Origin of the sequence: Arthrobacter sp. AG258, from assembly GCF_004364695.1 — a bacterium.
GTDB lineage: Bacteria > Actinomycetota > Actinomycetes > Actinomycetales > Micrococcaceae > Arthrobacter.
Genome location: NZ_SOBI01000001.1, coordinates 278,938 through 302,064 on the forward strand (window position 1 = coordinate 278,938; position 23,127 = coordinate 302,064).

The following is a 23,127-nucleotide window of genomic DNA, read 5'->3' on the forward strand; positions in this document are numbered from 1 at the left end:
CCTAATCAAGGTATGGTCTGCTCATACTAAGCACACTTACTAATATTACGAAAGCCCGGCCCCCGGCCCCGCCGACCGCGTAATATCAACGCCATGGGAAACACAGGGACATTGTTCGGCTGGGCCTTCGGGAACCCCGCCCGGGAAAGTGACAGCGGCTATGTGGATGCGCTGGAGCGCCAGGCATTGGGGAACGCCCGGGAAACGGCCAAGGCCAAGGGCGTCAGTGTCCTCGCCGGTTCCGAAGTGTTCACCGTCCTCAGCGGGCACGATTCACTGGTGGAACTGGACAACGCCCCCGGCCAGCTGGTGGTCCGCTGCACTGTCCATGTTGAGGGCCCCGGAGCCGAGAACATGCGGGCCGAAGGGCCCATGAACGGCTAGGGCATGTCCGACGGCGATTCCACCCTCAGCCAGGCAGCGGACGCGGTCGAAGACGCGTCCAACCACAAGGTCCTCGATGTCCTGGCCCGCGCGGGATTCGCCGTCATGGCGCTGCTGCATGTGATCGTGGGTGCCATCGCGATCGCCATCGGCTTCGGCCACCAAGGGGACGCCGAGCCAACCGGGGCCATCGCCCGGCTGGCGGACAACCCCTTCGGCACCGTCGTCATGTGGGGGTGCGTGGTGGCCTGCCTGGCCTTGGCTCTCTGGCAGGCCAGCGAAGCGACCCTCCGTGCCCGGAGCCTGCCCCGGAAGGAACGGCTGGCCAAACTGGTGTCGTCGGGTTTCCTTGCCATCGCGTACGGCAGCGTGGGCCTCAGCTTTGCCGGATTCGCCGTTGGGCAGCCCAGCGACTCGGGCGACAACACCAGGGATTTCAGTTCCGGCGTGATGGCGCACCCCGCAGGGCCTTGGGTCCTCGTGGCCCTGGGCCTGACCATCCTCGGCATTGGGATCTACTTCATCGTCAAGGGCCTCCGGCGCGGGTTCAAGGAGGAGCTGTTCCACTTTGACGGCACCCGGCGGGGTCGGCTGATCGACAGCCTGGGCGTCACGGGCCATGTGGCCAAGGGCATCGCCCTGGTCCTGACCGGCCTGCTGTTCGTGATCGCCGCAGCCCGGCACCGGCCCGATGAATCCACCGGACTGGACGGCAGCCTCAAGGCCCTCCAGGACCACCCGTTCGGCCCCACCCTGCTGGTGGCCATTGGCGCTGGCTTCATCGCCTACGGGATTTTCGCGATGATCCGGGCCCGGTTCGGCCGCATGTAGCACCGCCTTTTGCCCATGAAGAGAGAAGGAACCCCATGTCCACTGTCTCGCAGCTGTTCACGTGCCCCGCTGCCGACGTCTGGCGGGTCATCGCCGACGGCTGGCTGTATTCCGGCTGGGTGGTGGGCGCCTCCCGGATCAGGGATGTGGATCCCGAATGGCCGGGGCCCGGAGCCCGGCTCCACCACTCCGTAGGAGCGTGGCCGCTGGTGCTCAACGACAGCAGCCGTGTCACCGCGGTGGATCCCGGCCGCTCCCTGGAACTCGTGGCGCGCGGCTGGCCCGTGGGCGAGGCCAAGGTGGACATCAGGCTGGAGGACCGCGGCGGCGAATGCCTGGTGACCATTGCCGAGGACGCCATCCGCGGGCCGGGAAAGCTGATGCCGAAATTCCTCCGGGATCCTGTCATCTCCGCCCGGAACCGCGAGACCCTTCGCCGGCTCGAGCTCATGGCCATCGGCGGCGCGGGAAAATAGCGCAGCAGGGTTAAATGGCGGGAGCCGCGGAACGGTGGTTCCGCGGCTCCTGCAGCAACAGGATCCTAGACCTGGGCGGACACGCCATCACGGGAAATGGACACCATGTCCTCGCGCGGGACCACCTTGATGCGCTCACGCTTGACCTCGACGCCGTGCGAGCCGCCGGCCTCGGTGGCGGCCGCGCCAAGCGCGAGTTCGTGGGCGTCCAGGGCCAGCCAGCCTTCCCAGGACGTGAACTTCACGCCGCGGGCATCGAGGAGCTCGACGACGGCGTCTTCAGCAGGCGCGGAGGCGACCGGGAGGTTTTCGCGGTCTTCCAGCAAGTAGGTCACGGTTTCCAGGGCGTCGCCCTTGGTGTGCCCGATCAAGCCGACGGGGCCACGCTTGATCCAGCCGGTGGCGTAGATACCCGGCACATGGTTGCCTTCGGCGTCCAGGACGCGGCCGCCGTCGTTCGGGATGACGCCCCGCTTGTGGTCGAACTCGATCTCGGGCAGGGCGGAACCGAAGTAGCCGATGGCGCGGTACACGGCCTGGACCGGGTAGTCCACGTACTCGCCGGTGCCGCGGGCGTTGCCCGTGCCGTCCAGCTCGGTGCGCTCGAACTTGATGCCGGCCACTTTGCCCGGAGCTTCGGCGTCGTCGTAGATCTCCACCGGGCTGTGCAGGAAGTGCAGGTGCAGGCGGCGGGAAGCCGTGAGCTCTGAGAGGTCTTCGGGCTGCTCTGCGATCCAGTTGGTGAGCGTGCCCACCATGGTCTTGGTCTGGTTGTTCGTCTGGATCTGGCGGTCCGATTCCTCGTCGAACTCGAAGTCCTCCGGGTACAGGATGATGTCCACGTCCTTGGAGTGGGACAGCTCGCGGAGCTCCAGCGGGGTGAACTTGACCTGGGCAGGCCCGCGGCGGCCGAAGACATGGACGTCCGTGACCGGGGAAGCCTTTAGGCCGGCGTAGACGTTGTCCGGGATTTCGGAAACAAGGAGGTCGTCGGCGTGCTTGGACAGGACGCGGGCCACGTCCAGCGCCACGTTGCCGTTGCCGATCACGGCGATCTCCTTGGCCTCGAGCGGCCATTCACGGGGGACGTCCGGGTGTCCGTCGTACCAGGAGACGAAGTCGGCGCCGCCGTAGGAGCCGTCCAGCTCGATGCCGGGGATGTTCAGGTCCGCGTCCTTGATGGCGCCGGTGGCGAAGATGACGGCGTCGTAGTGGGTGCGCAGGTCCTCGATGGTGAGGTCCGTGCCGTAGTCCACGTTGCCGAAGAAGCGGATGTCGCCGCGGTCCAGGACCTTGTGCAGGGCGTTGACGATGCCCTTGATGCGGGGGTGGTCCGGGGCCACGCCGTAGCGGATCAGGCCGTAGGGCGCCGGGTAGCGGTCGAAGAGGTCGATGCTGACGGTCAGCTCGCCGCTCTTGACGGCCTCGCTCTTGGTGAGGATGTCAGCGGCGTAGACGCCAGCCGGGCCGGAGCCAACGACGGCGACGCGCAGCGGACGCGCAGCAGTTCCTACGGTGGTGCTGGATGACACGGCTGTGTTCCTTTTCTTCGTTCCGGCCCAACTGGCTCGCATTCGTTGCCGTTTTGACGGCTCAGAACGACAACAACTGCCAGTCAGTTGGGTGGGGCTAGGTGGTGAGGACGGTCTTGCGGGGGCTGTTCGGGGTGGTGGTGCCGTAGTCGGCGGTTTTGAAGTGCGGCGGAGCGAACGGGCTCACGCGCACCACGTCACCGATGACGATCACGGCGGGGTTGGCAACACCGGCGGCGTCGGCCTGGTCCGCGATGGAACCGAGCGTGCCGATGGTGACGCGCTGGTCCGGCAGGTAGCCGTTTTCCACGATACCAACAGGGGTGTCCGCCGGCATGCCCGCTTCGCCCAGCGCGGACGCGGATTCCCGGAGCTGGCCGACGCCCATGAGCAGGACGATGGTGTGGTCCGGGCGGGCGGGAACCTCGGAGAGTTCCTCGTGTCCGGTCACCACGCTGAAGCCCTTGGCCAGGCCTCGGTGCGTCACGGGGATGCCTGCGGCGCCCGGGACGGAGATGGCCGATGTAACGCCGGAAACCACTTCAACCTCCACACCGTGCTGGCGGCAGTATTCGGCTTCCTCGCCGCCGCGGCCCAGCACGTAGGGGTCCCCGCCCTTGAGCCGGACCACGCGGTGGCCCTTCAGCGCTTCTTCAACCAGGATCCGGTTGATCTCCGCCTGCGGCACCGGGTGGTGGCCGGGGGTCTTGCCCACTTCGATGACGCGGACGTCCGGAGCCAGTTCGTTCAGGAGGCCGCGGGGGCCCAGGCGGTCAGCCACGACGACGTCGGCCTGCCCCAGGAGCCGGCGGCCGCGGACCGTGATGAGGCCGGTATCGCCGGGGCCGCCACCAACCAATGCAACGGTTCCCCGGTGTGCGCGGCGGCGGCGCAGCGGGAGGTCGCCGGTTTCGAGGGCGGTGGCGACGGCGTCGCGGACGGCCATGGCGCGGCGCGGGTCTCCCCCGGCGTTCACGGCGATCTTGACGTCATCCACCTCGGCGACGGCGGGCGTCCAGGCGGCGGAGGCTTCGTGGTTGGAGGCATTGACGCACCAAACCCGCTGCGCCTCGGCGTCGGTTGATACCTGGGCATCCACCTCCGGGTCGCCGGTGGCGGTCTGGGCGAACCACACGCCGTCGACGTCGCTGGAAAGGTAGGGCCGCGCTTCCCAGGTGAGCAGGCCGGCGTCGGCCATCTCCTTCAGCGCGGGCGAGGCAACCGGGGCCACGACCGTGACCACTGCACCGGCGTCGAGCAGGCCTTTGGCGCGGCGTGCGGCAACGGGGCCGCCGCCCACCACCAGCACGGGGCGGCCGAGCAGCCGCAGCGCCGTGGGGTATATGTCCTGAATTGCCATGGATCAACGGTAGGGCCGCGTCACATTCGCCAACAAAGGCCGAGCAACACCAGTTCACGCAAGGTAATGCTGCGTCACAAACGATTCCTAGGGCCGCCCGGCGAGGAACCCGCCCCTGCGGATGATCAGGCGCTTCAGGTAGCGGGCCAGGACAAGCCGTTCGACGGCGGTACCCAGGACCCCGAGCGGGGCGGTGAACTCCACCCGGTCCGTCATCACGCTTCCCGTGGCCGTGGGCGCGAAGTCATGGACATGCCGGAAGGCCTTGAAGGGGCCCCTCAACTGTTCGTCGGTGAAGCTGCGCGGGTAATCCAGATGGGTAATGCGGCTGGTCATGGTGAGCGGGACGCCGAAGTGCCGTGCCCGCCAGGTGACCTCCTGGCCGTGCCCGATCAGCCCGCTGATTACGCCGCCCACCGCGCGCTCCCCGGATGCCTGCTGCGAGTCCACGTGCAGGTCGATGCTGCGTGCCCGGTCGAAGAGCTGCTCCACGGGGAGCCAGGACTCGGTGCGGCAAACGAAGCTGGCTGTCATGGCGCCAGTCTGCCACCTGTTCCCGACCCGAGCGGGCAGGACAGCAGAAAGCCCGACGGCGGGCCTCGCCGTCGGGCTTTCTGCAGTGGTTGGGTGCCGGGTTGGGCTAGCGGGTACTGCCGGACAGGAGGCCCCGGCTGCGGAGGAGCCGCTTCTCGATGGGGCCGAAAACCAGCAGCTCGATCAGGATTCCCACTGCGAGGATCAAGAGGATGGCGGCCATGACCACGGCCATGTCCGAGAGAGTCCGGCCTTGGTCCAGCAGCGAACCCAGGCCAAAGCCGATGGTGCCGCCCACCGCAATGATTTCGGCGGCCATGAGGGAACGCCAGGAGAAGGCCCAGCCCTGCTTCAGGCCGCCCAGGTACCCCGGCAGAGCGGCCGGAAGGACAATCTGGAGGGCCATCTGGAGCCGGGAGGCGCCCAGCACGGTGCCCACCCTGCGGTACTGCGGCGGGATCTGGTCCACGCCGGAGATGAGCCCGTTGATGATGGAGGGGATGGCTCCCATGAACACCACGAAGTAGACAGTGGCGTCGGTGAGGCCGAACCAGATGATGGCCGCGGGAACCCAGGCCACGGAGGGCAGGACCTGCAGGCCGGAGATGAGCGGTCCGAAGGCGCGCCGCAGCGGTGCCACCTGGGCCAGGAGCAGCCCCACAGGCGTGGCGATGGCCACCGAGATGAGGAAGCCCACCACGCCCCGCTGCAGTGACGTCCAGACGGATTCCTGCAGCTTGCCGTCGCTCCAGAGGACGCCCAGCTGGCCGAGGACGTCCAGCGGCCCGGGCACCAGGTCGCGGCGCTTGACGCCCAGCGAGACGTAGAACTGCCAGACCAGCACCAGGACCACCAGGGCGGCCACGGGCAGGAGGATCCGGCTCCAGTCGATCCGGTGCTTCCGGTCGGCGTCGGACTGCAGGGAATCCAGGCCGGACTCGAGTTCCCGGAGGTCCTCCTTGCCGGTGGACGTCCTGGTCAGAGCGGCATGGACGTGACGGGTTTCAGCGGCCGTGGCTTCGACAGGCTCAACCACCGGCTCCTCCTCAACCAGGGGTGGGTTACTTGGCATGGCGGCGAATCTCCTCCCGCAGCCGGGCCGTGATGACCCCGGTCAGCTGGCCGGCGAGCCCGGCGTCGGTTCGGTGTTCCTCGGTGACGGACCATTCCTGGACCACCCGTCCGGGACGGGAGGACAGGAGCAGGACGCGCTGTCCCAGCCGGACGGCCTCGCGGACGTTGTGGGTGACGAACACGATGGTGCGTCCGGTTTCCTTCCAAATCCGTTCCAGCTCATCGTGCAGCAGGTCACGGGTAATGGCGTCCAACGCGGCGAAGGGCTCGTCCATGAGCAGCAGTTGCCGGTCCTGCGCCAGCGAGCGGGCCAGTGATACTCGCTGCCGCATGCCGCCGGAGAGTTCGTGCGGACGCTTGTCCCCGGCAGAGCCGAGGTGCACGAGGTCCAGGAGTTCCTGGGCCTTGGTGCGGCGCTCGGTCTTGCCCACTCCCCTGAGCTTCAGGGCCAGTTCGATATTTTCCCGGGCCGTGAGCCACGGGAACAGCGCGGCGTCCTGGAACATGAAGGCGGCGCCGTCGCTGGGCACTTCCAGGGCGCCCGACGTCGGCGCTTCCAGTCCCGCGATGATGTTCAGGAGGGTGGACTTGCCGCAGCCGGAGGCACCGAGGAGGGCAACGAACTCGCCCTGCTTGATGTTGGCGTTGACGTCGTCCAGTACCGGGGCGCCGTCGCCGAAGCGTTTGCCCAGGTTTTCCAGTACGACTGGCATGGTGCCGTCCTTAGGTAGTGGGTGGGTCAGTCCTGGCCGAGGCCGGCCGCGGAGATCTTGTCGGCGCCACCGGTGACCTGGTTGAGCGCACGGAGGTCGAAGAGCCCGTTGATGTCGGCCTTCTTGGTGGTTCCCGCATCCACGCCGTCCTGCAGGAGCTTGGGGTAGCTGCCGGCCAGGGGGTCAAGGGTGAAGGTGATGTTTGCCAGCGACCTGGTAAGGACATCGGTGGGCAATGCTGCCCCGGCGGATTCCTGCAGTGCGGCGTTGATGAGGTTCGCCTTCTCGTCAGCAGACGCGGAGTTGAGCCAGGCCACGGATTCGGCGTTGCCTGTCAGCAGCGCCTTGACGGTGTCCGGGTGGTCCGCGGCGAACTTCTGGTTCACGATCAGGATGGTGGTGGGAAACTCACCCGGCTTGCCAGTCCCGGTGCCGTCCCACAGGTCCTTTTCATCCACCAGCACCTTGGCGCCGGCCTGGAGCACCAGGCGGGAGGCCCAGGGCTCCGGCAGCCACGCGCCGTCGAGCTTTCCGTCCTGGAACAGTTTGAGGGTCTGGGCGTTCTCGGTGGGGTTGATGGCGACGTCGCCACTGCCATCCACGTTGGTCTTGTAGCCCTGCTTCGAGAGCCAGGCGCGGAGCGCGACGTCCTGGGTTCCGCCCAGCTGGGGCGATGCGAGGGTCTTGCCCTTGAGGTCTGCGACGGAGTTGATCTCCGGCTTGACCACCAGCTGGGCACCGCCCGCCGCCGCCCCGGCAATCACCCGGACGGACTCGCCCTGGCTCTTGGCGAACGAGTTGATGGCCGGGTTGGGGCCGATGTAGGCGGCATCGATGGCACCGGCGTTCAGGGCTTCGATGGCGGCCGGTCCGGCGTTGAACGTCTGGGTGCTGAGCTTGGTGCTGCCAAGGGCCTGCTGGAGGAACCCTTTTTTGACGCCCACCAGGGCCGGGGCGTGCGTGACGTTGCCGAAGTAGCCCAGCTTCAGCTCGGCCGCGGGGCTGGGCTCTGCGGCCTGGGCCTCGGTGTTGCGGGAGACGTTCGAGGCCACAATGGCTCCGACGGCGATCAGGAAGACCAGCCCGATGGCCAGGGCAGCTTCGATGGCACGCTTGCGCTTGGGAACCGCGCTTTCGCCTGCCACGATGCGGGTCATCCCGGGCTTGGAACTAGTCATTGTTTCACCATAGGGAGTGGCCCAAACCCGTTCAATGACGCGGAAACGGGGGGTCACGCACGTTCATGTAGCGTCACATTAGGCCGCCCCGGGGCCCGGTTTCACAAATTCAGGCGCTGCGGCGTTGACCAACTGCCACGGCATGTGCGCCACCGCGGTGGCGGGGTCCTGCCACGCTCGCCCGGTGGTGGAGCAGGCGGCGCACGTTGAGCCAGCAAAACAAGGCCAGTCCCAGGTACAGGCAGAACTCCATCACTTCGGAATACTCAGAAATTCCGTAATCGGCCGCCGGCCACACCAACAGGCGGAAGAGGCGGTACGCCGCGGCAAGCACAAAGGCCGGCACCAGGCCCAGGGGCGGAATGAGTAAGTGCAGGGACGCGGCCTGCTTCCAACGTGCCCGGACCGCCGCCCACACCAGAGGGGCGCACGCGCCGTACAGGCTGGCCAGGAGCATGGCTGCCGGGACCAGTTCCTGCACGCCTCGGATGTTGTGCAGCGTGGTTTCACCCTGCCGGTTGATCTGCTCCATGGATTCGGGAGTCTGCCAGCCAAAGATGCGCTGTCCCCAGGAAATTTCCTCGCCCGCGAGGAACCATGCCGCGGCGGCGACCAGACCGTAAACAACAGCCATGCCCCTCTGTCCGGACGCCGGGAGCCGGGCGGCGATGAACGTCAGGAAGATCGCCGCCGCCAGGAGGCTGAGGAACTGCAGCCACTCCACCAGCGAGTCCTCGGCGAGGAGCCAGATGTACAGCGGGGGGTATACGACCGTGGCCGCAGCCGCCACCGAAATACCGCCGGGGATCAGGGCGAGCGTCACTGCCTGCCGCCGGGTGATCCGCCACTCCCGGGCATCACGGGCACATGCCAGTACCGCTGTGGTCCGCCACCGGTGGATGGTTGGCATCGCGCCTCCCGAACGAATGGCCCGGGCTCGGAACCGCGGGCATCGAGCAAACAATGCCTGAGCTTCCCATGCCACACTTCGTCCCGAAAGATCCGGCGGGCACATTTTGCGGTTAACGTGCGGATTGCCGCATGAACGCGAAAACGCCGGAAACCTGCGGGCTCGCTGTTCAGGAACGGCGAGCCCGCAGTTTTCCGGCGAATCGAAGGAGGACTAGATGCTGTAGCGCTCGTCTTCGTGGTCGCCCGGGTGGTCCTTGACCAGGCCGGCGGCCAGTGTGTTGCCGTCCAGCGGGTCGATAACCAGGAACGCTCCGGTGCGGCGGTGGTGCAGGTAGTTCTCCAGCGGCAACGGGGCGGCGAGCCGGAGCTGCGCGTGGCCGATGTCGTTGAGCTCCAGGTTCGAGGCGGCCTCCAGCTTGAAGGTGGCCAGGTCCAGTTTGCCGGAGACGTTGCGGACCATCGCCTGCACCGTACGGGTGCCATGCTTGACCAGCACCTTCTGGCCTTCGCGCAGCGGCTTCGGGGACAACCAGCAAAGGGCGGCGTACAAATCGGCGGAGGCTTCGCGGACGGTTCCTGCGGCGGCGATGGTGTCACCGCGGGCGACGTCGAACTCGTCCGCCAGCCGGATGGCCACAGACTGCGGTGCGGCGGCTTCCTGCAGCGAAGCGCCGGCGAAGTCGATGCCCGCCACGGTGGTGGTGCGCGGAGACTGGCCCGGCGTCAGTACGGAAACCTTGTCTCCCACCTTGACCGAGCCTTCGGTGATCTGGCCGGCGTAGGCGCGGTAGTCGCGGTAGGCCTCCGCGTCCAGGCCGGCGGCGACGGCATCCGGAGCCAGGGCGCCCTGCGGCCGGATCACCAGTTGCACGGGGAAGCGGAAGCTTTCCAGGTGGCTCTCGAGCTCATCGGCGGCGGGGAGGGTTTCGAGGACCTCGAGCAGGGCGGGGCCTGTGTACCAGGGGGTGCGCTCGGAGCGGTCCACCACGTTGTCGCCGTCGAGCGCCGAAACCGGGATGACCAACAGGTCGCTGATGCCGTCCGAGCCGAGGCCCAGTTCGCGGCCCACCTGCTGCACATCGGCTTCGATCCCGCGGAAGACGGATTCGCTGAAGTCCACCAGGTCGATCTTGTTCACGGCCACGATCACGTGCGCCACGCGGAGCAGCTGCAGCACGGACAGGTGCCGGCGGGTCTGCTCCAGCACGCCCTTGCGGGCGTCGATGAGGACGACGACGGCATCCGCGGTGGACGCGCCGGTCACCGTGTTCTTGGTGTACTGCACGTGCCCGGGGCAGTCAGCCAGGATGAAGCTGCGCTGGTCGGTGGCGAAGTAGCGGTAGGCCACGTCGATGGTGATGCCCTGTTCGCGCTCGGCACGCAGGCCGTCGGTCAGCAGGGCCAGGTCGATGCCGCCCTTGTCGCCGCCAAAGCCGCGGTCCGCTGAGGTGCGGGCGACGGCGTCGAGCTGGTCAGCCAGGATGGCCTTGGAATCGTGCAGGAGGCGGCCCACCAAGGTGGACTTGCCGTCGTCGACCGATCCTGCCGTGGCGAACCGGAAGAGGGTGGTGGGGAGGCTGTCGTTGATTGAGCCTGTCGAAATCTCGGAAATCGTGCTCATTAGAAGTACCCGTCCTTCTTGCGGTCTTCCATGGCGGCCTCGGAGATGCGGTCATCTGCGCGGGTGGCGCCACGTTCGGTGAGGGTGGAGGCGGCGACTTCCACCACGACATCGGACACGGTGTAGGCGTTCGATTCCACAGCGCCGGTGCAGGACATGTCCCCCACTGTGCGGTAGCGGACGGTCTTGGTAATGACGTCCTCGCCGTCGCGGGGCTGGGAGACCTCGCCGACGGCGCGCCACATGCCGTCGCGGGCGAAGACCTCACGCTCATGGGCGTAGTAGAGGCCCGGCAGTTCGATGTTCTCGCGCTCGATGTACCGCCAGATGTCCAGCTCGGTCCAGTTGCTGATGGGGAAGGCCCGGACGTGCTGGCCCACGGTGTGGCGGCCGTTGTAGAGGTTCCACAGCTCGGGGCGCTGGTTGCGCGGGTCCCACTGGCCGAACTCGTCGCGGAGGCTCAGGATCCGCTCCTTGGCGCGGGCCTTGTCCTCGTCGCGGCGGCCGCCACCGAAGACGGCGTCGAACTTGTTCTGCTGGATCGCGTCCAGCAGCGGGACGGTCTGCAGCGGGTTGCGGGTGCCGTCGGCGCGCTCGGCCAGCTCGCCGCGGTCGATGAACTCCTGGACGGAGCCGACCACGAGTTTCAGGCCGAGCCGCTCCACGGTGCGGTCGCGGAAGTCGATGACCTCGGGGAAGTTGTGGCCGGTGTCCACGTGCAGCACGGGGAACGGCACCTTGCCGGGCCAGAACGCCTTGGTGGCCAGGTGCAGCATCACCACGGAGTCCTTGCCGCCGGAGAACAGCAGCGCAGGCTTCTCGAACTCGGCAACAACCTCGCGGATGATGTGGATGGCTTCGGACTCCAGGGTGTCCAAGCTGGACAGGCGCGTGGATACGGCGGCGTCAGTCACCTGGGTCTCCTCGGTAAGTGAAGTGCTCATACGTGTAGTCCGCATTCTGTCTTGTCGGTTCCTGCCCAGCGGCCGGCGCGGGGGTCCTCGCCGGGTGCCACCTTGCGGGTGCAGGGCTGGCAGCCGATGGAGGGGTAGCCCTGGGAAAGCAGCGGGTTGACGGGCAGGAGGTTGTCGTCGGAGTACTGGACCAGCTGGTCGAACGTCCAGGCGGCCATCGGGTTGACCTTGACCAGGCCGTTCTTCTCGTCCCAGCCGATCAGGGGCGTGTTGGTGCGGGTGGGGGCTTCGTCGCGGCGGACCCCGGTGAACCACAGCTCGTAGCCGGCCAGGGTGCGCTGCAGCGGAGCCACCTTGCGGAGGGCGCAGCACTGGGCGGCGTCGCGGGCGAAGAGGTCCTTGCCCAGGAGCCGGTCCTGCTGCTCCACGGTGTTTTCGGGGAGCACGTCCACCACGTTGACGCGGAGGTTTGCGGCCACCTCGTCACGCGTGGCATAGGTTTCCGGGAAGTGGTAGCCGGTCTCCAGGAACAGGACGTCGACGCCGGGCATCTGGTCCGCGACCAAGGCCGGCAGGACGGCGTCGGCCATGGAGCAGGCGACGGCGACGGCGGGCAGGTCGAAGTTGCGTTCCACCCAGGCGATGACGTCGCGGGCGGGGGCGTCCCAGCCGAGTTCCGCGGCGCCGGCTTCAGCCAGTGCCTTGAGCTCCTCGACCGGACGCTTGGCGGGTGCGGGTGCCAGGTGTTTTGCCATTACTGGAGTGCCTCCTCGTCTGCTGCGTGGGCCCATTCGGCGAAGGTCTGGCCTTCGGTGCGGTCGGCAACGAACCGGCGCACCACGCGCTCCACGTAATCGGGCAGGTCGTCGACGTACACTTTCAGGCCGCGGACGGTCCGGCCCAGGCCGGCTTCCTCGCGGGTGTTGTTAGCCAGGCCGCCGCCAAGGTGGACCTGGAAACCCGGGGAGGGCTCGCCGTCGGGCGTTGGCAGCATCATGCCCTTGAGGCCGATATCAGCCGTCTGGATCCGGGCGCAGGAGTTGGGGCAGCCGTTGATGTGCAGGGACAGTGCCTGCGGCAGCTGGCCTGATTCGGCGAGGTCGGCCAGGCGGCGTTCCAGTTCGGCCACGGAGGTGGCGGCCGTCATCTTGGTTTCAACGATGGCCAGCTTGCAGTATTCGATGCCGGTGCAGGCGATGGTGCCGCGGCGGAACACCGACGGCCGTGCAGAGAGGCCCAGCGCGTCCAGTTCGGCCACCAGCGGCTCCACCTGGTCCTTGTCGACGTCCAGGACCACGAGCTTCTGGTGCGGGGTGGTGCGCAGCCGGTAGGAGCCGCGTGCCTCCAGGGTGTCGGCGAGCTTGACCAGCGCGGAGCCGGAAAGCCGGCCGGCCAGCGGCGTGGCGCCGATGAAGAATTTGCCGTCCTTCTGCTCGTGCACGCCCACGTGGTCGCCCGGGGTGGCGGGCTTGGGGGCGGCGGGACCGTCCGCCAGCTTGTAGCCGAGGTATTCGTCCTCGAGGATCTGGCGGAACTTCTCCGGCCCCCAGTCGGCCATCAGGAACTTCAGGCGGGCCTTGGTGCGCATGCGGCGGTACCCGTAGTCGCGGAAGATGCTGGTGACGCCGAGCCACACGTCGGCGGCCTGCTCCGGCTTCACGAAGGCGCCCAGGCGCTTGCCCAGCATGGGGTTGGTGGACAAGGCGCCGCCGGCCCACAGGTCGTAGCCGATGCCGAGTTCGGGGTGCTTGACGCCCACGAGCGCGAAGTCGTTGATCTCGTGCACCACGTCCTGGCTGGGGTGGCCGGTGATGGCGGTCTTGTACTTGCGCGGCAGGTTGGACAGCAGCGGGTTGCCGATGAACCGCTCCCCCAGCTCGGCGATGAGCGGGGTGGGGTCGATGATCTCGTCCTTGGCGATGCCGGCCACGGGCGAGCCCAGGATGACGCGGGGAACGTCACCGCAGGCTTCGGTGGTGGACAGGCCCACGGATTCCAGGCGGTTCCAGATCTCGGGGATGTCCTCCACCTGGATCCAGTGCAGCTGGATGTTTTGGCGGTCCGTCAGGTCGGCGGAGTCGCGGGCGAAGTCCACCGAGATCCGGCCGATCACGCGCAGCTGCTCGGTGGTGAGCGCGCCACCGTCGATCCGCACGCGGAGCATGAAGTACTTGTCCTCAAGCTCGTGCGGCTCGAGCGTGGCGGTCTTGCCGCCGTCGATCCCGGGCTTGCGCTGGGTGTACAGGCCCCACCAGCGGAACCGGCCGTGCAGGTCCTGGCTCGGGATGGCGTCGAAGCCTTCCTTGGCGTAGATGGTCTCGATACGCTCGCGGACGTTCAGGCCGTCGTCTTCCTGCTTCCAGGTTTCGTTGGCATTCAGCGGCGTCTTGCCGTCCACCTTCCACTGGCCGTGCGGCTTCGTGGCGGGTCGGGACGGGCGTGCGGGGCGCTTGGGGGCAGCGGAGTCCGCAGACGCTCCGGCTAGAGCTGTATCAGTCATGCAACGACTGTAGGGTGCCCCCGATTTACGTCACAAAGGTCCGGAAATGCTGAGTCACCTAGGGAAATATTTCGTCACGAAACGCCGAACGGCCTTGAAGATGCCACCCTGCTGTGCATCGGCGGGTGCCCCGGGCACTCCCGCCGTCGGTGCTGCGGGCGCGGCTTCCGGGGCAGGTTCGGAGCGGGTTGCGTGCATTGCCGCGACGGCGGCGTCGTACCTGTCCAGCGCGATGTCCGCGAGCGTCGCGGATGGCAGCAGGGGTTCGGTGACGACGTCGGCACCCGCCTTCGCGAGCTGGTCGTGGAAGAAGCCCGGCGCCAGCAGGTAGGAGGCAATCACCACCCGGCCGCCGACGTCGACCGCTCCTGCGGACTCCCCCGCGCCCGCACCTCCTGCCAGCTCCTCCCGAAGCATGGCGACGGCGTCGGGCACCGAGGGCTTGGCCGAGGCGCCGTACGCGGCCACGATCCGGTTGGACCGGAGCTCCCGGAGCTGGCCCAGCAGCTCCTCGACGCTGACGGCGGCGTTGGGATTGGACGAGCCCGCCGCGGCGAGGACGACGACGTCGTTGTCCGTGGTGCCCGCCTCACGCAGCCGCTGGTCCAGCAGGGCGGCAAGCCGGGGGTCCGGGCCCAGCGGAGCGGCGGCAGCGCTGCCGGGGCGGCTCTTCACGGCCCGCGCAATGTCCACCTTCACGTGGTACCCGACACTCAGCAGCAGCGGGACCACTACCGCGGGCTCCCCCTCCGGCAGGCCGGCCACCACGTCCACCAGGTCCGGCTGCTGGACGTCAACATATGCTTCCCGGACCTCCAGGCCCGGCCGGAGTTCAGCGATGGCGGCGCGCAGGGCGTTGACCTCCGCGGCTCCCTGTGTGTTGGACGTCCCATGGGCGCAGGCGATCATGATGGGGCTGTTCATAGGGGCTAGCGTAACGTTGGAGCCGCCCTGTCCGCCCTCTTTGAAATACCGGGACGCCCCATGACATTCGCCTTTGACAACTCCCCGGTATGGCTGGACCTTCTGGGCGTGTTTTTCTTTGCCGTATCGGGGTCATTGCTTGCGGCACGGAAGCAGATCGACATTGTCGGCTCCCTGCTGCTGGCTTCGCTGGTGGGCCTCGGCGGCGGCGTCATCCGGGACATCATCATCGCCGTGGTCCCGGCAGCATTCACCAACCCCGCCTATCTGTTCCCGCCGGTCTTCGCCACGGCGCTCGTGTATTTCCTGTTCTCCAGCGTCCAGCGCTACACGTCGCTGCTGGTCCTCTTCGACGCCGCCGGCCTGGCCCTGTTCTGCATGACCGGTACCCTCAAGGCCCTGGCCACCGGGCTGAACCCGGTGGCGTCCGTGCTGCTGGGCGTGACGACGGCGGTAGGCGGCGGCCTGTTGCGCGACATCACCGCCAACGAGGTGCCGGAACTCTTCAACCCCAAGGACATTTACGCGCTGCCGGCGTTCCTGGGTTCGTCCCTGACCGCCGTGTTGTGGGTGCTGGGCGTCTTCAACGTGCTGACGGCGGCGGCCATCGCGGCATTGGTTTTCACGTTCCGGGTCCTGGCCTGGCGGCGGTCCTGGCAGGCGCCGCTTGCTGTCCGCGGGTGGCACCGGCGGGCCGGCGATACGGGGCTGTAGTGGCTGCTCCGTGTCATTTTGGAGGGTCCGGGATTGGCTAGGATATGAGCATGACTGACATGTTCCTCGAGAAGTTCCGCGCGCTTGTTCCGAAGTATCTCGAGGATGAATGGCAGGAAGCAGATGGCCTGACCCCGGAGGAACTGGACAGCGCCCTCGCCGAGCACCAGTTCGAGATCCCGCTGGTCCTGCGCGAGTTCTACCTTGCCCTGGGCGGCTGCGAAGACCTGATGGAGGCCTACCACTACTTCTGGGACCCGGAAGAGCTCGAGGTCGATGACGAGGGCTTCCTGATGTTCCTCGAAGACGAAGAGGAACAGTTCACCTGGGGCTTCCGCGTGGGCGACCTCGGCGTCCCGGACCCCATTGTGTACCGCCGCAACAACGCCCGCGGCCAGTGGAAGTCCGAGGAAGGCACCTTCTCCGAGTTCGTGTTCGACATGTTCGAGTGGGCTTTCGAGGACGACGAAGAGGAAGAGTAGGGGCTCCCCACTCCCCTGCTGGGCCGGCCCTCGCTGAATCTCCCCGCCTTTGAGGGGTGCCGACGGCGTGTTCCCCGGTTTTGCCCGCGAGTCTCCGGCTTTGCGGTTGGAAGTTGGGGAATTTCAGCGGATGACCCTGCCCCTGAGCACCTGCCAGACCTCGGCAAGCACCTTCTGCGGGTTGTGGACGACGTCCGCGTACCCGTATCGCAACACCGCATAGCCGCTGAGGGTGCTGGCATTGTTCCGTGAGCGGTCTTTCTTCACCTGTCGCGGCTCCAGGTGGCTGGCGCCGTCGATCTCGACGATCAGGAACCCCTCCAGCAGGAAGTCGACGTAGCCGATTCCGGGCAACCCGACCTGGGTTTGGGTATGGATTCCCGCTGCACGAAAGAGGATGCGGGCCACCACTTCAAGTGGCGAATCCGCGCTGCCGTCGACAAGGTCCAGGACTTGGCGCGCGGCTCCATTCCGGTTTCCCGGCAGCCGTTGATGCAGGTACGGCAACGTCGTCACGCCTTGCCGCACCGCGGCCACAAAGTCCTGAGGGGCTTCCCGGAGGGCCAGCACCCCGTGCCTGAGGCGGCAGAGTTCACCGGACGCCGCCGCATTGCGGATGTCCCGGTCGGAGAACCCGGCCTTGAGGATTGTTGCCGTGCGGGCCACAGAACCGGCATGGCGAAGGAAATGACAAACATCCATGAGGTCAGCCCAGCGGACGGATGCCCCCGCCGGGGAGCCTGATTCGCGCTATGTGGGTAACCCGCGGCGCTGAAACTCCTCACGTTCCGGCTGCCGTCCCGGCGCGCCTCTGCAACATGCCGGGGTTGGTCACCCGCCGGCGCTGAAAGGCGGGCAGACTCAGCGGAAAAACTTTTTGACACATGCAGTTACAGAAGACTTGCGCATTGTGACAAAGCTGTCATAAGCTATTCACGGATCCGCTAAACGCCTCCGGCGGGTCTGATGCGAACGGAGAGATAGCCCCGGTTCACAGCAGCTTCGGTTGTTGAGGACCGGGGCTATCCCGTTAACGCCACAGCCAAAAAAAGAAGCCCGGCACCTGCTGGCTGGACCAGAGGCGCCGGGCTCCCGCAGAAGATCAGCTGGCGCGGTCCACCACGGCCAGCGCAAAGTTGGACAGCGACTCCTTGACCACCCCGTCCGGCAGCGGCGCGAGGGCGGCGATGGCTTCGTCGGCCCAGCGGCGTGCCACTACCCAGGACTCGGCCGTGACGGGGTGCTCCCGCAACCCGGCGACGGCGGCGGCCAGGGCTTCGTCCGAGGTCAGGTCGCCGTCTATCAGCGTCAGGAGCTCGACGGCGGACTGGTCGCCGTCAGCGGCAGCCTTGCGCAGGAGCAACACCGGCAGGGTGGGGACCCCTTCGCGGAGGTCCGTTCCGGGTGACTTGCCGGACTTGACCTTGACACCGGTGACGTCGATGACGTCGTCGGCCAGCTGGAAGGCAACGCCCACCTTCTCGCCGTATTCCACCAGGATGTCCTCGAATGCCTCGTCGGCGCCGGAGAAGATGGCACCGAACTGGCCCGAGGCCGCCACCAGGGAACCCGTCTTGTCCGCGATCACGGACAGGTAGTGCTCCACCGGGTCCTCGTCCGGACGCGGGCCCACGGTCTCGTGCAACTGGCCCAGGCACAGGCGCTCAAAGGTGCGGGCCTGGATGCCCAGCGCGCGGCCGCCCAGTTCGGACACCAGGATGGATGCCCGGGCGAAGATCAGGTCGCCGGTGAGGACGGCCACGGAGTTGCCCCAGACTTCGTGGGCTGTGGGAGCGCCGCGGCGGAACGGGGCGGAGTCCATGACGTCGTCGTGGTAGAGGGTGGCCAGGTGCGTCAGTTCAACCACGACGGCGGCCTGCACCACGGCGGGCAGGGATGCGTCGCCGAGGTGGGCGCACAGCAGGGTCAGCAGCGGCCGGATGCGCTTGCCCCCGGCTTCCACCAGGTGGCGGGACGTGGCATCGGCCAGGGGGTCCGAGTTGGCGATCGCCTCCCGGAGTTTCTTCTCCACCTTGGCCAGGTTGTTGGTGATGGCCGGGCCAAGCTCGGCATCCTCCGCAATGGCGGCAAAACCGGCCGGCAGCTGGAGTCCCGTGGCAATAGCGGTGGTATTGAGGCTGGGTTCGGAGTCCGGCAGGCCGTGCCCGGCGTGCGTCCAGCTGTGGTCTGCGGATTTGGTCACGGGTTAACCCTAACTTTTTGTTGCGGATACCGCTGATTCGAAGCTGACGGGGTATTGGACGTGGCCGGAACCAGCGATTCCAGGACGCGGATCACCCGGTCCTCGAAGCCCTTGGCTGACGGGTCCGTGAGGTTGGCCAGGAGCCGGACCACGAACCGCATCAGGACGGGGATGGGCATGCCGGTCCGCAGGGCGAGCTTCATCACGGCCGGCTTCCCGATCAATGCGGCGAAGGCCCGGCCGAGGGTGAAGTGCGAACCCCACTGGCCGCGCACGTAGTCCGCGTACCGCGACAGGTGTGCGTCGGCGTCGTACGTTCCGCTCAAGGCAGCCGAACGGGAGGAGGCGTCGATGATGAACTCGGCCGCAAATCGTGCCGACTCCATCGCGTAGGAGATGCCCTCACCGTTGAACGGGGACACCATGCCACCGGCATCGCCCAGCAGGAGCAGGCCCGGAGAGTAGTGGGGAGTGCGGTTGAAGCCCATGGGCAGCGCGGCGCCGCGGATTTCCCCCACCTGGTTTTCCGGTGTGAAGCCCCAGTCGGCGGGCATCCCGGCGGTCCATTCGCGCAGGACCTGCTTGTAGTCCAGTTTGCCGAATTCCTTGGAGGAGTTCAGGATGCCGAGGCCCACGTTGGAGGTGCCGTCGCCCACGCCGAACACCCAGCCGTAGCCGGGCAGCAGCTTGCCGTCGCGGCCGGGGAGCTCCAGCCAGCCTTCCATCCAGTCGTCGTCGGTGCGCGGCGACGTGAAATAGGTGCGGACGGCAACGCCCAGGGGCCGGTCGTCGCGTTTTTGGATTCCGAGGGACACGGCCGTGCGAGTGGAGTTGCCGTCGGCTGCGAGGACGACGTCGGCAGCAAAGTCACGCGTCTCGCCGGTCTTGCGTCCGTTCCCGTCAAGGAGCGCTGCGCGGACCCCGGTGACGCGGCCGGCGTCGTTCCGGAGGGCATCGGTGACGCTGTGCCGCTCAAGGATGGTGGCACCGGCAGCCTCAGCGTGCCGCGCCAGTTCCTCGTCAAAGCCCAGGCGGGTGCGGATCAGGCCGTACTGCGGGAAGTCGGACACCTCAGGCCAGGGCAGCTCGATGGTGCGGCCACCGGCGATCAGGCGCAGGCCCTTGTTCCTCCGCCAGCCGTCGTTCTCGGGGTGCGGCAGGCCGAGCTTCTGGATTTCGCGGACGGCGCGGGGCGTGAGGCCGTCCCCGCAGACCTTCTCGCGCGGGAACTGCGTCTTCTCCAGGACCGTGACCTCAAGGCCGGCCTTGGCGAGGTAGTACGCGGCGGTGGACCCGGCCGGACCTGCGCCGACAATCAGTACCCTCACAGGTCAGCGGACGATGTTGCGGCGCAGCTTGGCCACCGGGCCTTTGTGCGCGGCGATGGCGGCCGCGGCACCCTCGGGTGCGCCGGCGGGCTTGAAGGCCCGGTGCACGGCCACGATTCCACCGGTGAGGTTGCGGTAGGTGACCTTTTCCCAGCCGCTGTCCTGCAGCCAGGCTGCCAGGTGGTCCTGGTCCGGCCAGGCGCGGATGGACTCGGCCAGGTAGACATAGGCATCCGGGTTGGAGGCGACCTTGACGGCGATGGCCGGCAGGGCACGCATCAGGTATTCGGTGTACATGGTGCGCCACAGCGGGACCACGGGCTGGGAGAACTCGGCGATGACCAGGCGGCCGCCGGGCTTGGTGACGCGCAGCATCTCGGCCAGCGCCTTCTTGGGCTCGTTCACATTGCGCAGGCCGAACGAGATGGTGGTGGCATCAAACGTGTTGTCAGCGAACGGCAGGTTGGTGGCGTCACCGGCGATGAAGTCGATGTCCGGGCGGCGGCGCTTGCCCACCTTGAGCATGCCCAGGGAGAAGTCGCAGGCCACCACGTCTATGCCGGCGTCGGCATATGGTTCGCTGGACGTGCCCGTGCCGGCCGCCAGGTCAAGGACGCGCTGGCCCTTGGAGACTTCCATCGCGTCCACCACGATCTTCCGCCAGCGGCGGGTCTGTCCCATGGAAAGGACATCGTTGACGACGTCGTATTTCGGTGCGACGTCGTCAAACATCGTGGCTACTTCGTCCGGACGCTTATCCAAGGATGCTCGGTTCACCATGACATTGTCTCAAATGTTCGCGGCGGTCCGGACCAGCGCCTCCATCTCCTTTTTGCCCCTCCCTACACCCGGAGATGGCCCCGGCCTACGCGGGAGTAGTGTTGTCTCATCATGACGAGCACGTTCCGCACCCTGACAGTCCCCCTGGATGGCAAAACATTCCCCGGGGGGCTGCCTTCGTTTCTGGTCCGGGACGACGTCCTGTGCTGGACCCGCCGCGAAGCCGGGCTGGCCGGGTTTGGCGAAATTTCACGCTTCACCGCCACGGGTCCGGACCGGTTCCTGGAAGCGGATATCTGGTGGCGGCACCTGGTCCTTGAGGCGGACGTCACGGATGCGGTGGAGCTGCCCGGCACCGGCCCTGTCGCTTTCGGTTCCTTCGCCTTCTCGAAGACCTCGCGGCACGAGTCGCGGCTGATCGTGCCGGAGATCGTGGTGGGCGTCCGGGACAACCAGGTGTGGCTCACCCAGTTAACGTTCGACGACGGCCCGCTCACCGAAGAGACGGCGGTTGCGGCACTGGACCGCTGGCTCGGCAGTGCTGCCGCCGGAAACCCGGACGCTAAGGGCACCACGACGGCGGACTCCGCCGGGGACGCTCCCCAGGGCGGCGTGCCCGGCAAAGGCCGCGGCGCCGTCGTGCGTCCCCTCCCCCTGGCCGCCGGCGCAACACTGCACACCGGGTCCCTCAGCGAGGAAGCCTGGATGGACGCTGTGGCCGCCGGTGTCGCCGAGATCCGTACCGGAGCGCTGGAGAAGCTGGTGCTGGCGCGGGATGTGGTGGCAACCATTCCTTCCGGCGTACATGCCGCCGATGTATTGCGTGAGCTCGCCGCCAGGTACCGCGAATGCTGGACCTACGGGGTAGATGGCCTGGTGGGCGCCACACCGGAGATGCTGATCCAGGTGGAAGGACGCACCGCCCAGGCCCGGGTGCTCGCCGGCACCCTTGACCGGCGGGACGCCCACGGTGAGGACGGCGCGCCCATGGATTACGCCACCCGGGTCCTGGCGGGTTCGGAAAAGCAGCGCCATGAGCACGAGATCGCCATCCAGTCGCTGACCAAGCAGCTGGCGCCCTTCTCCGAGGCGATGAATGCCCACGACGAGCCGTTCATCCTGGAACTGCCCAATGTCTGGCACCTGGCCTCCGACGTCAAGGCGGAGCTCACCGAGGTGGAAGGGCACGTCCCCACGTGCCTGGCCCTGATCAACGCACTGCACCCCACCGCTGCCGTCTGCGGGACGCCCACCCTCGTGGCGGGCGAGCTGATCCGCAAGCTGGAGCACCTGGACCGTGGACCGTATGCCGGGCCGGTGGGCTGGCTGGACGCCGCGGGTAACGGCGAATGGGGCATCGCGCTGCGCGGCGCCGTCATCGAGTCACCCGACACCGTCAGGCTGTATGCCGGGTGCGGAATTGTTGACGGCTCTTTGCCGGAGGCCGAATTGGCTGAAACCTGGGCTAAATTCCGGCCGATGCTGGAGTCCCTGGGCATCAACAGCTAGTTTCCGGCGGCCCCGAGTCTGGGCCCCGAGTCTGGGATGACAGACAAGTCCTGCTCTGGAAGGCTTGATTTTGCCCCCGCTACAGTTATCCAATAGTGAAACTTAGTTGCGTGTGACGTACCTCTCTTGTTGAGCGTTACACTATAAGCCGCGTTAGTACCTCATAGCCCCTGCAACAAAAGGTAAGAAATGCAGACTCCCCGTACCCTCCTGGGCACCTCCAAGCTGACCGCCGCCACTATGATCGCCATCAGCGCCCTGGCCCTCTCAGCATGCACCAATGCCTCGGAAACGGGTCCTTCCAGCGCGGCTACCTCGTCAGGCAGCGCCAGCGCCAGCTTTGATCCCACCACCGTCAAGAAGGATGACGCCCTGGCCGCCATGGTCCCGGACGCCATCAAGTCCAAGGGCACCATCACCGTTGGTTCTGACACCAGCTACGCCCCCGCCGAATTCCTCGGTCCGGACGGCCAGACTCCCGTGGGCTACGACGTGGACATCGCCAAGGCCATCGGCGCCACCCTGGGCCTCAAGGTCCAGGTCCAGACCGCCGAGTTCACCGGCATCCTCCCGGCCCTCGGCCCCAAGTACGATCTGGGCATCTCCTCGTTCACCATCAACCCGGAACGCCTGGGGGCCGTGAACATGGTCAGCTACTTCAACGCCGGCACCGCCTGGGCGGTACAAAAGGGCAACCCCAAGAAGTTCTCGCTGGACGACGTCTGCGGCAAGTCCATCGGCGTACAGACCGGCACCGTGCAGGAAGACCCGGACCTTGCCGACCGCAACAAGAAGTGTGCGGCCGACGGCAAGAAGCCCATTGACATCGTCACCCTGAAGAACCAGACCGACGTCACCACGCGCCTGGTGAACGGCAGCATCGACGCCATGGCCGCCGACTCCCCCATCATCGGCTACGCCCTCACCCAGACCAACGGCCAGCTGGAGAAGCTGGGCGACGTCTACGACTCGGCGCCGCAGGGCATCGCCGTGGCCAAGGCCGACACCGCCTGGGCGGACGTCATCCAGAAGGCCGTCACCAAGCTGATGGAGGACGGCTCCTACAAGAAGATCCTGGAAGGCTGGGGCAACTCCGAGGGCGCCATCACCAAGTCCGAGGTCAACCCGGCGGTTAAGTCTTGAGTTTTCGCGTTACCG

At 67.2% G+C, this 23,127-nt stretch carries 23 protein-coding genes; 7 read left to right on the forward strand and 16 right to left on the reverse strand.

From position 1 onward, the window contains the following. Positions 1 to 93: 93 nt before the first annotated feature. Genes DFO47_RS01255 through DFO47_RS01265 form a run of 3 tightly spaced genes read left to right on the forward strand, consistent with a single transcriptional unit; the run spans position 94 to position 1,691 of the window. The gene (locus DFO47_RS01255; protein WP_026264322.1) at positions 94 to 384 is read left to right on the forward strand and encodes a hypothetical protein; all 291 of its coding nucleotides are present in this window, start codon (positions 94 to 96) and stop codon (positions 382 to 384) included. Positions 385 to 387: 3 nt separating this feature from the next. Continuing rightward, a complete protein-coding gene (locus DFO47_RS01260; protein ID WP_018760564.1) occupies positions 388 to 1,215 on the forward strand; it encodes a DUF1206 domain-containing protein in 828 nt (275 codons plus the stop codon). A 35-nt stretch (positions 1,216 to 1,250) separates the two neighbouring features. Beyond that, complete coding sequence (locus DFO47_RS01265; RefSeq protein WP_018760565.1) at positions 1,251 to 1,691, forward strand: SRPBCC family protein; 441 nt, start codon at positions 1,251 to 1,253, stop codon at positions 1,689 to 1,691. A 65-nt stretch (positions 1,692 to 1,756) separates the two neighbouring features. Here DFO47_RS01265 and DFO47_RS01270 read toward each other — a convergent pair whose 3' ends face one another. From DFO47_RS01270 to DFO47_RS01325, 12 genes are all read right to left on the reverse strand, one after another. Next, entirely contained in the window at positions 1,757 to 3,223 is a 1,467-nt protein-coding gene (locus DFO47_RS01270; protein ID WP_018760566.1) for an FAD-dependent oxidoreductase, read from the reverse strand. 97 nt (positions 3,224 to 3,320) lie between these two features. After that, a complete protein-coding gene (gene cobA, locus DFO47_RS01275; protein ID WP_133830384.1) occupies positions 3,321 to 4,583 on the reverse strand; it encodes a uroporphyrinogen-III C-methyltransferase in 1,263 nt (420 codons plus the stop codon). An 87-nt stretch (positions 4,584 to 4,670) separates the two neighbouring features. After that, a complete protein-coding gene (locus tag DFO47_RS01280) occupies positions 4,671 to 5,117 on the reverse strand; it encodes an SRPBCC family protein (protein WP_133830385.1) in 447 nt (148 codons plus the stop codon). Positions 5,118 to 5,223: 106 nt separating this feature from the next. Further along, positions 5,224 to 6,189, reverse strand: coding sequence for an ABC transporter permease (locus DFO47_RS01285; RefSeq protein WP_109044297.1), 966 nt, complete (start codon positions 6,187 to 6,189; stop codon positions 5,224 to 5,226). Then, a complete protein-coding gene (locus DFO47_RS01290; protein ID WP_109044296.1) occupies positions 6,179 to 6,904 on the reverse strand; it encodes an ABC transporter ATP-binding protein in 726 nt (241 codons plus the stop codon). The genes DFO47_RS01285 and DFO47_RS01290 overlap by 11 nt, the downstream gene beginning before the upstream one ends. Before the next feature lie 26 nt (positions 6,905 to 6,930). After that, positions 6,931 to 8,061: an ABC transporter substrate-binding protein gene (locus tag DFO47_RS01295; protein WP_133830653.1), complete on the reverse strand. Its 1,131-nt coding sequence runs from the start codon at positions 8,059 to 8,061 to the stop codon at positions 6,931 to 6,933. 130 nt (positions 8,062 to 8,191) lie between these two features. After that, positions 8,192 to 8,992 (reverse strand): hypothetical protein, encoded by an 801-nt coding sequence (locus tag DFO47_RS01300; protein WP_133830386.1) that lies wholly within the window; start codon positions 8,990 to 8,992, stop codon positions 8,192 to 8,194. Positions 8,993 to 9,205: 213 nt separating this feature from the next. Next, the gene (locus DFO47_RS01305; RefSeq protein WP_109044293.1) at positions 9,206 to 10,615 is read right to left on the reverse strand and encodes a GTP-binding protein; all 1,410 of its coding nucleotides are present in this window, start codon (positions 10,613 to 10,615) and stop codon (positions 9,206 to 9,208) included. After that, positions 10,615 to 11,559, reverse strand: coding sequence for a sulfate adenylyltransferase subunit CysD (gene cysD / locus DFO47_RS01310; RefSeq protein WP_133830387.1), 945 nt, complete (start codon positions 11,557 to 11,559; stop codon positions 10,615 to 10,617). Before cysD ends, DFO47_RS01305 begins: the two co-directional genes overlap by 1 nt. Beyond that, positions 11,556 to 12,284: a phosphoadenylyl-sulfate reductase gene (locus DFO47_RS01315; protein WP_018760575.1), complete on the reverse strand. Its 729-nt coding sequence runs from the start codon at positions 12,282 to 12,284 to the stop codon at positions 11,556 to 11,558. The genes cysD and DFO47_RS01315 overlap by 4 nt, the downstream gene beginning before the upstream one ends. Beyond that, positions 12,284 to 14,029, reverse strand: a complete 1,746-nt coding sequence (locus tag DFO47_RS01320; protein WP_133830388.1) for a nitrite/sulfite reductase — start codon at positions 14,027 to 14,029, stop codon at positions 12,284 to 12,286. Before DFO47_RS01320 ends, DFO47_RS01315 begins: the two co-directional genes overlap by 1 nt. Positions 14,030 to 14,083: 54 nt before the next feature. Continuing rightward, entirely contained in the window at positions 14,084 to 14,953 is an 870-nt protein-coding gene (locus tag DFO47_RS01325; protein WP_133830389.1) for a CbiX/SirB N-terminal domain-containing protein, read from the reverse strand. Between the two features lie 60 nt (positions 14,954 to 15,013). Between DFO47_RS01325 and DFO47_RS01330 the strand changes: the two genes are divergently transcribed. Both DFO47_RS01330 and DFO47_RS01335 read left to right on the forward strand, forming a co-directional pair. Beyond that, on the forward strand, positions 15,014 to 15,667 hold the full coding sequence (locus tag DFO47_RS01330) for a trimeric intracellular cation channel family protein (RefSeq protein ID WP_018760578.1): 654 nt from the start codon (positions 15,014 to 15,016) through the stop codon (positions 15,665 to 15,667). A 50-nt stretch (positions 15,668 to 15,717) separates the two neighbouring features. Further along, positions 15,718 to 16,149: a hypothetical protein gene (locus DFO47_RS01335; RefSeq protein ID WP_018760579.1), complete on the forward strand. Its 432-nt coding sequence runs from the start codon at positions 15,718 to 15,720 to the stop codon at positions 16,147 to 16,149. A gap of 123 nt (positions 16,150 to 16,272) precedes the next feature. On the opposite strand, the gene DFO47_RS01340 is transcribed toward DFO47_RS01335, so the two are convergent. The 4 genes from DFO47_RS01340 to DFO47_RS01355 form a co-directional block, all read right to left on the reverse strand. After that, positions 16,273 to 16,815, reverse strand: coding sequence for a DUF559 domain-containing protein (locus tag DFO47_RS01340; RefSeq protein WP_243835287.1), 543 nt, complete (start codon positions 16,813 to 16,815; stop codon positions 16,273 to 16,275). 436 nt (positions 16,816 to 17,251) lie between these two features. Next, positions 17,252 to 18,352, reverse strand: coding sequence for a polyprenyl synthetase family protein (locus tag DFO47_RS01345; RefSeq protein WP_018760581.1), 1,101 nt, complete (start codon positions 18,350 to 18,352; stop codon positions 17,252 to 17,254). Beyond that, positions 18,349 to 19,680 carry a geranylgeranyl reductase family protein gene (locus DFO47_RS01350; protein WP_133830391.1) on the reverse strand — a complete coding sequence of 444 codons (1,332 nt, stop codon included), beginning with the start codon at positions 19,678 to 19,680 and terminating at the stop codon, positions 18,349 to 18,351. The genes DFO47_RS01345 and DFO47_RS01350 overlap by 4 nt, the downstream gene beginning before the upstream one ends. 3 nt (positions 19,681 to 19,683) lie before the next feature. Beyond that, on the reverse strand, positions 19,684 to 20,457 hold the full coding sequence (locus DFO47_RS01355) for a demethylmenaquinone methyltransferase (RefSeq protein ID WP_231369820.1): 774 nt from the start codon (positions 20,455 to 20,457) through the stop codon (positions 19,684 to 19,686). Between the two features lie 114 nt (positions 20,458 to 20,571). On the opposite strand from DFO47_RS01355, the gene DFO47_RS01360 reads away from it, so the two are divergent. Next, a complete protein-coding gene (locus DFO47_RS01360) occupies positions 20,572 to 21,969 on the forward strand; it encodes an isochorismate synthase (RefSeq protein ID WP_133830392.1) in 1,398 nt (465 codons plus the stop codon). A 189-nt stretch (positions 21,970 to 22,158) separates the two neighbouring features. Further along, positions 22,159 to 23,112 (forward strand): ABC transporter substrate-binding protein, encoded by a 954-nt coding sequence (locus DFO47_RS01365; RefSeq protein ID WP_133830393.1) that lies wholly within the window; start codon positions 22,159 to 22,161, stop codon positions 23,110 to 23,112. The last annotated feature ends 15 nt before the right edge of the window (positions 23,113 to 23,127 follow it).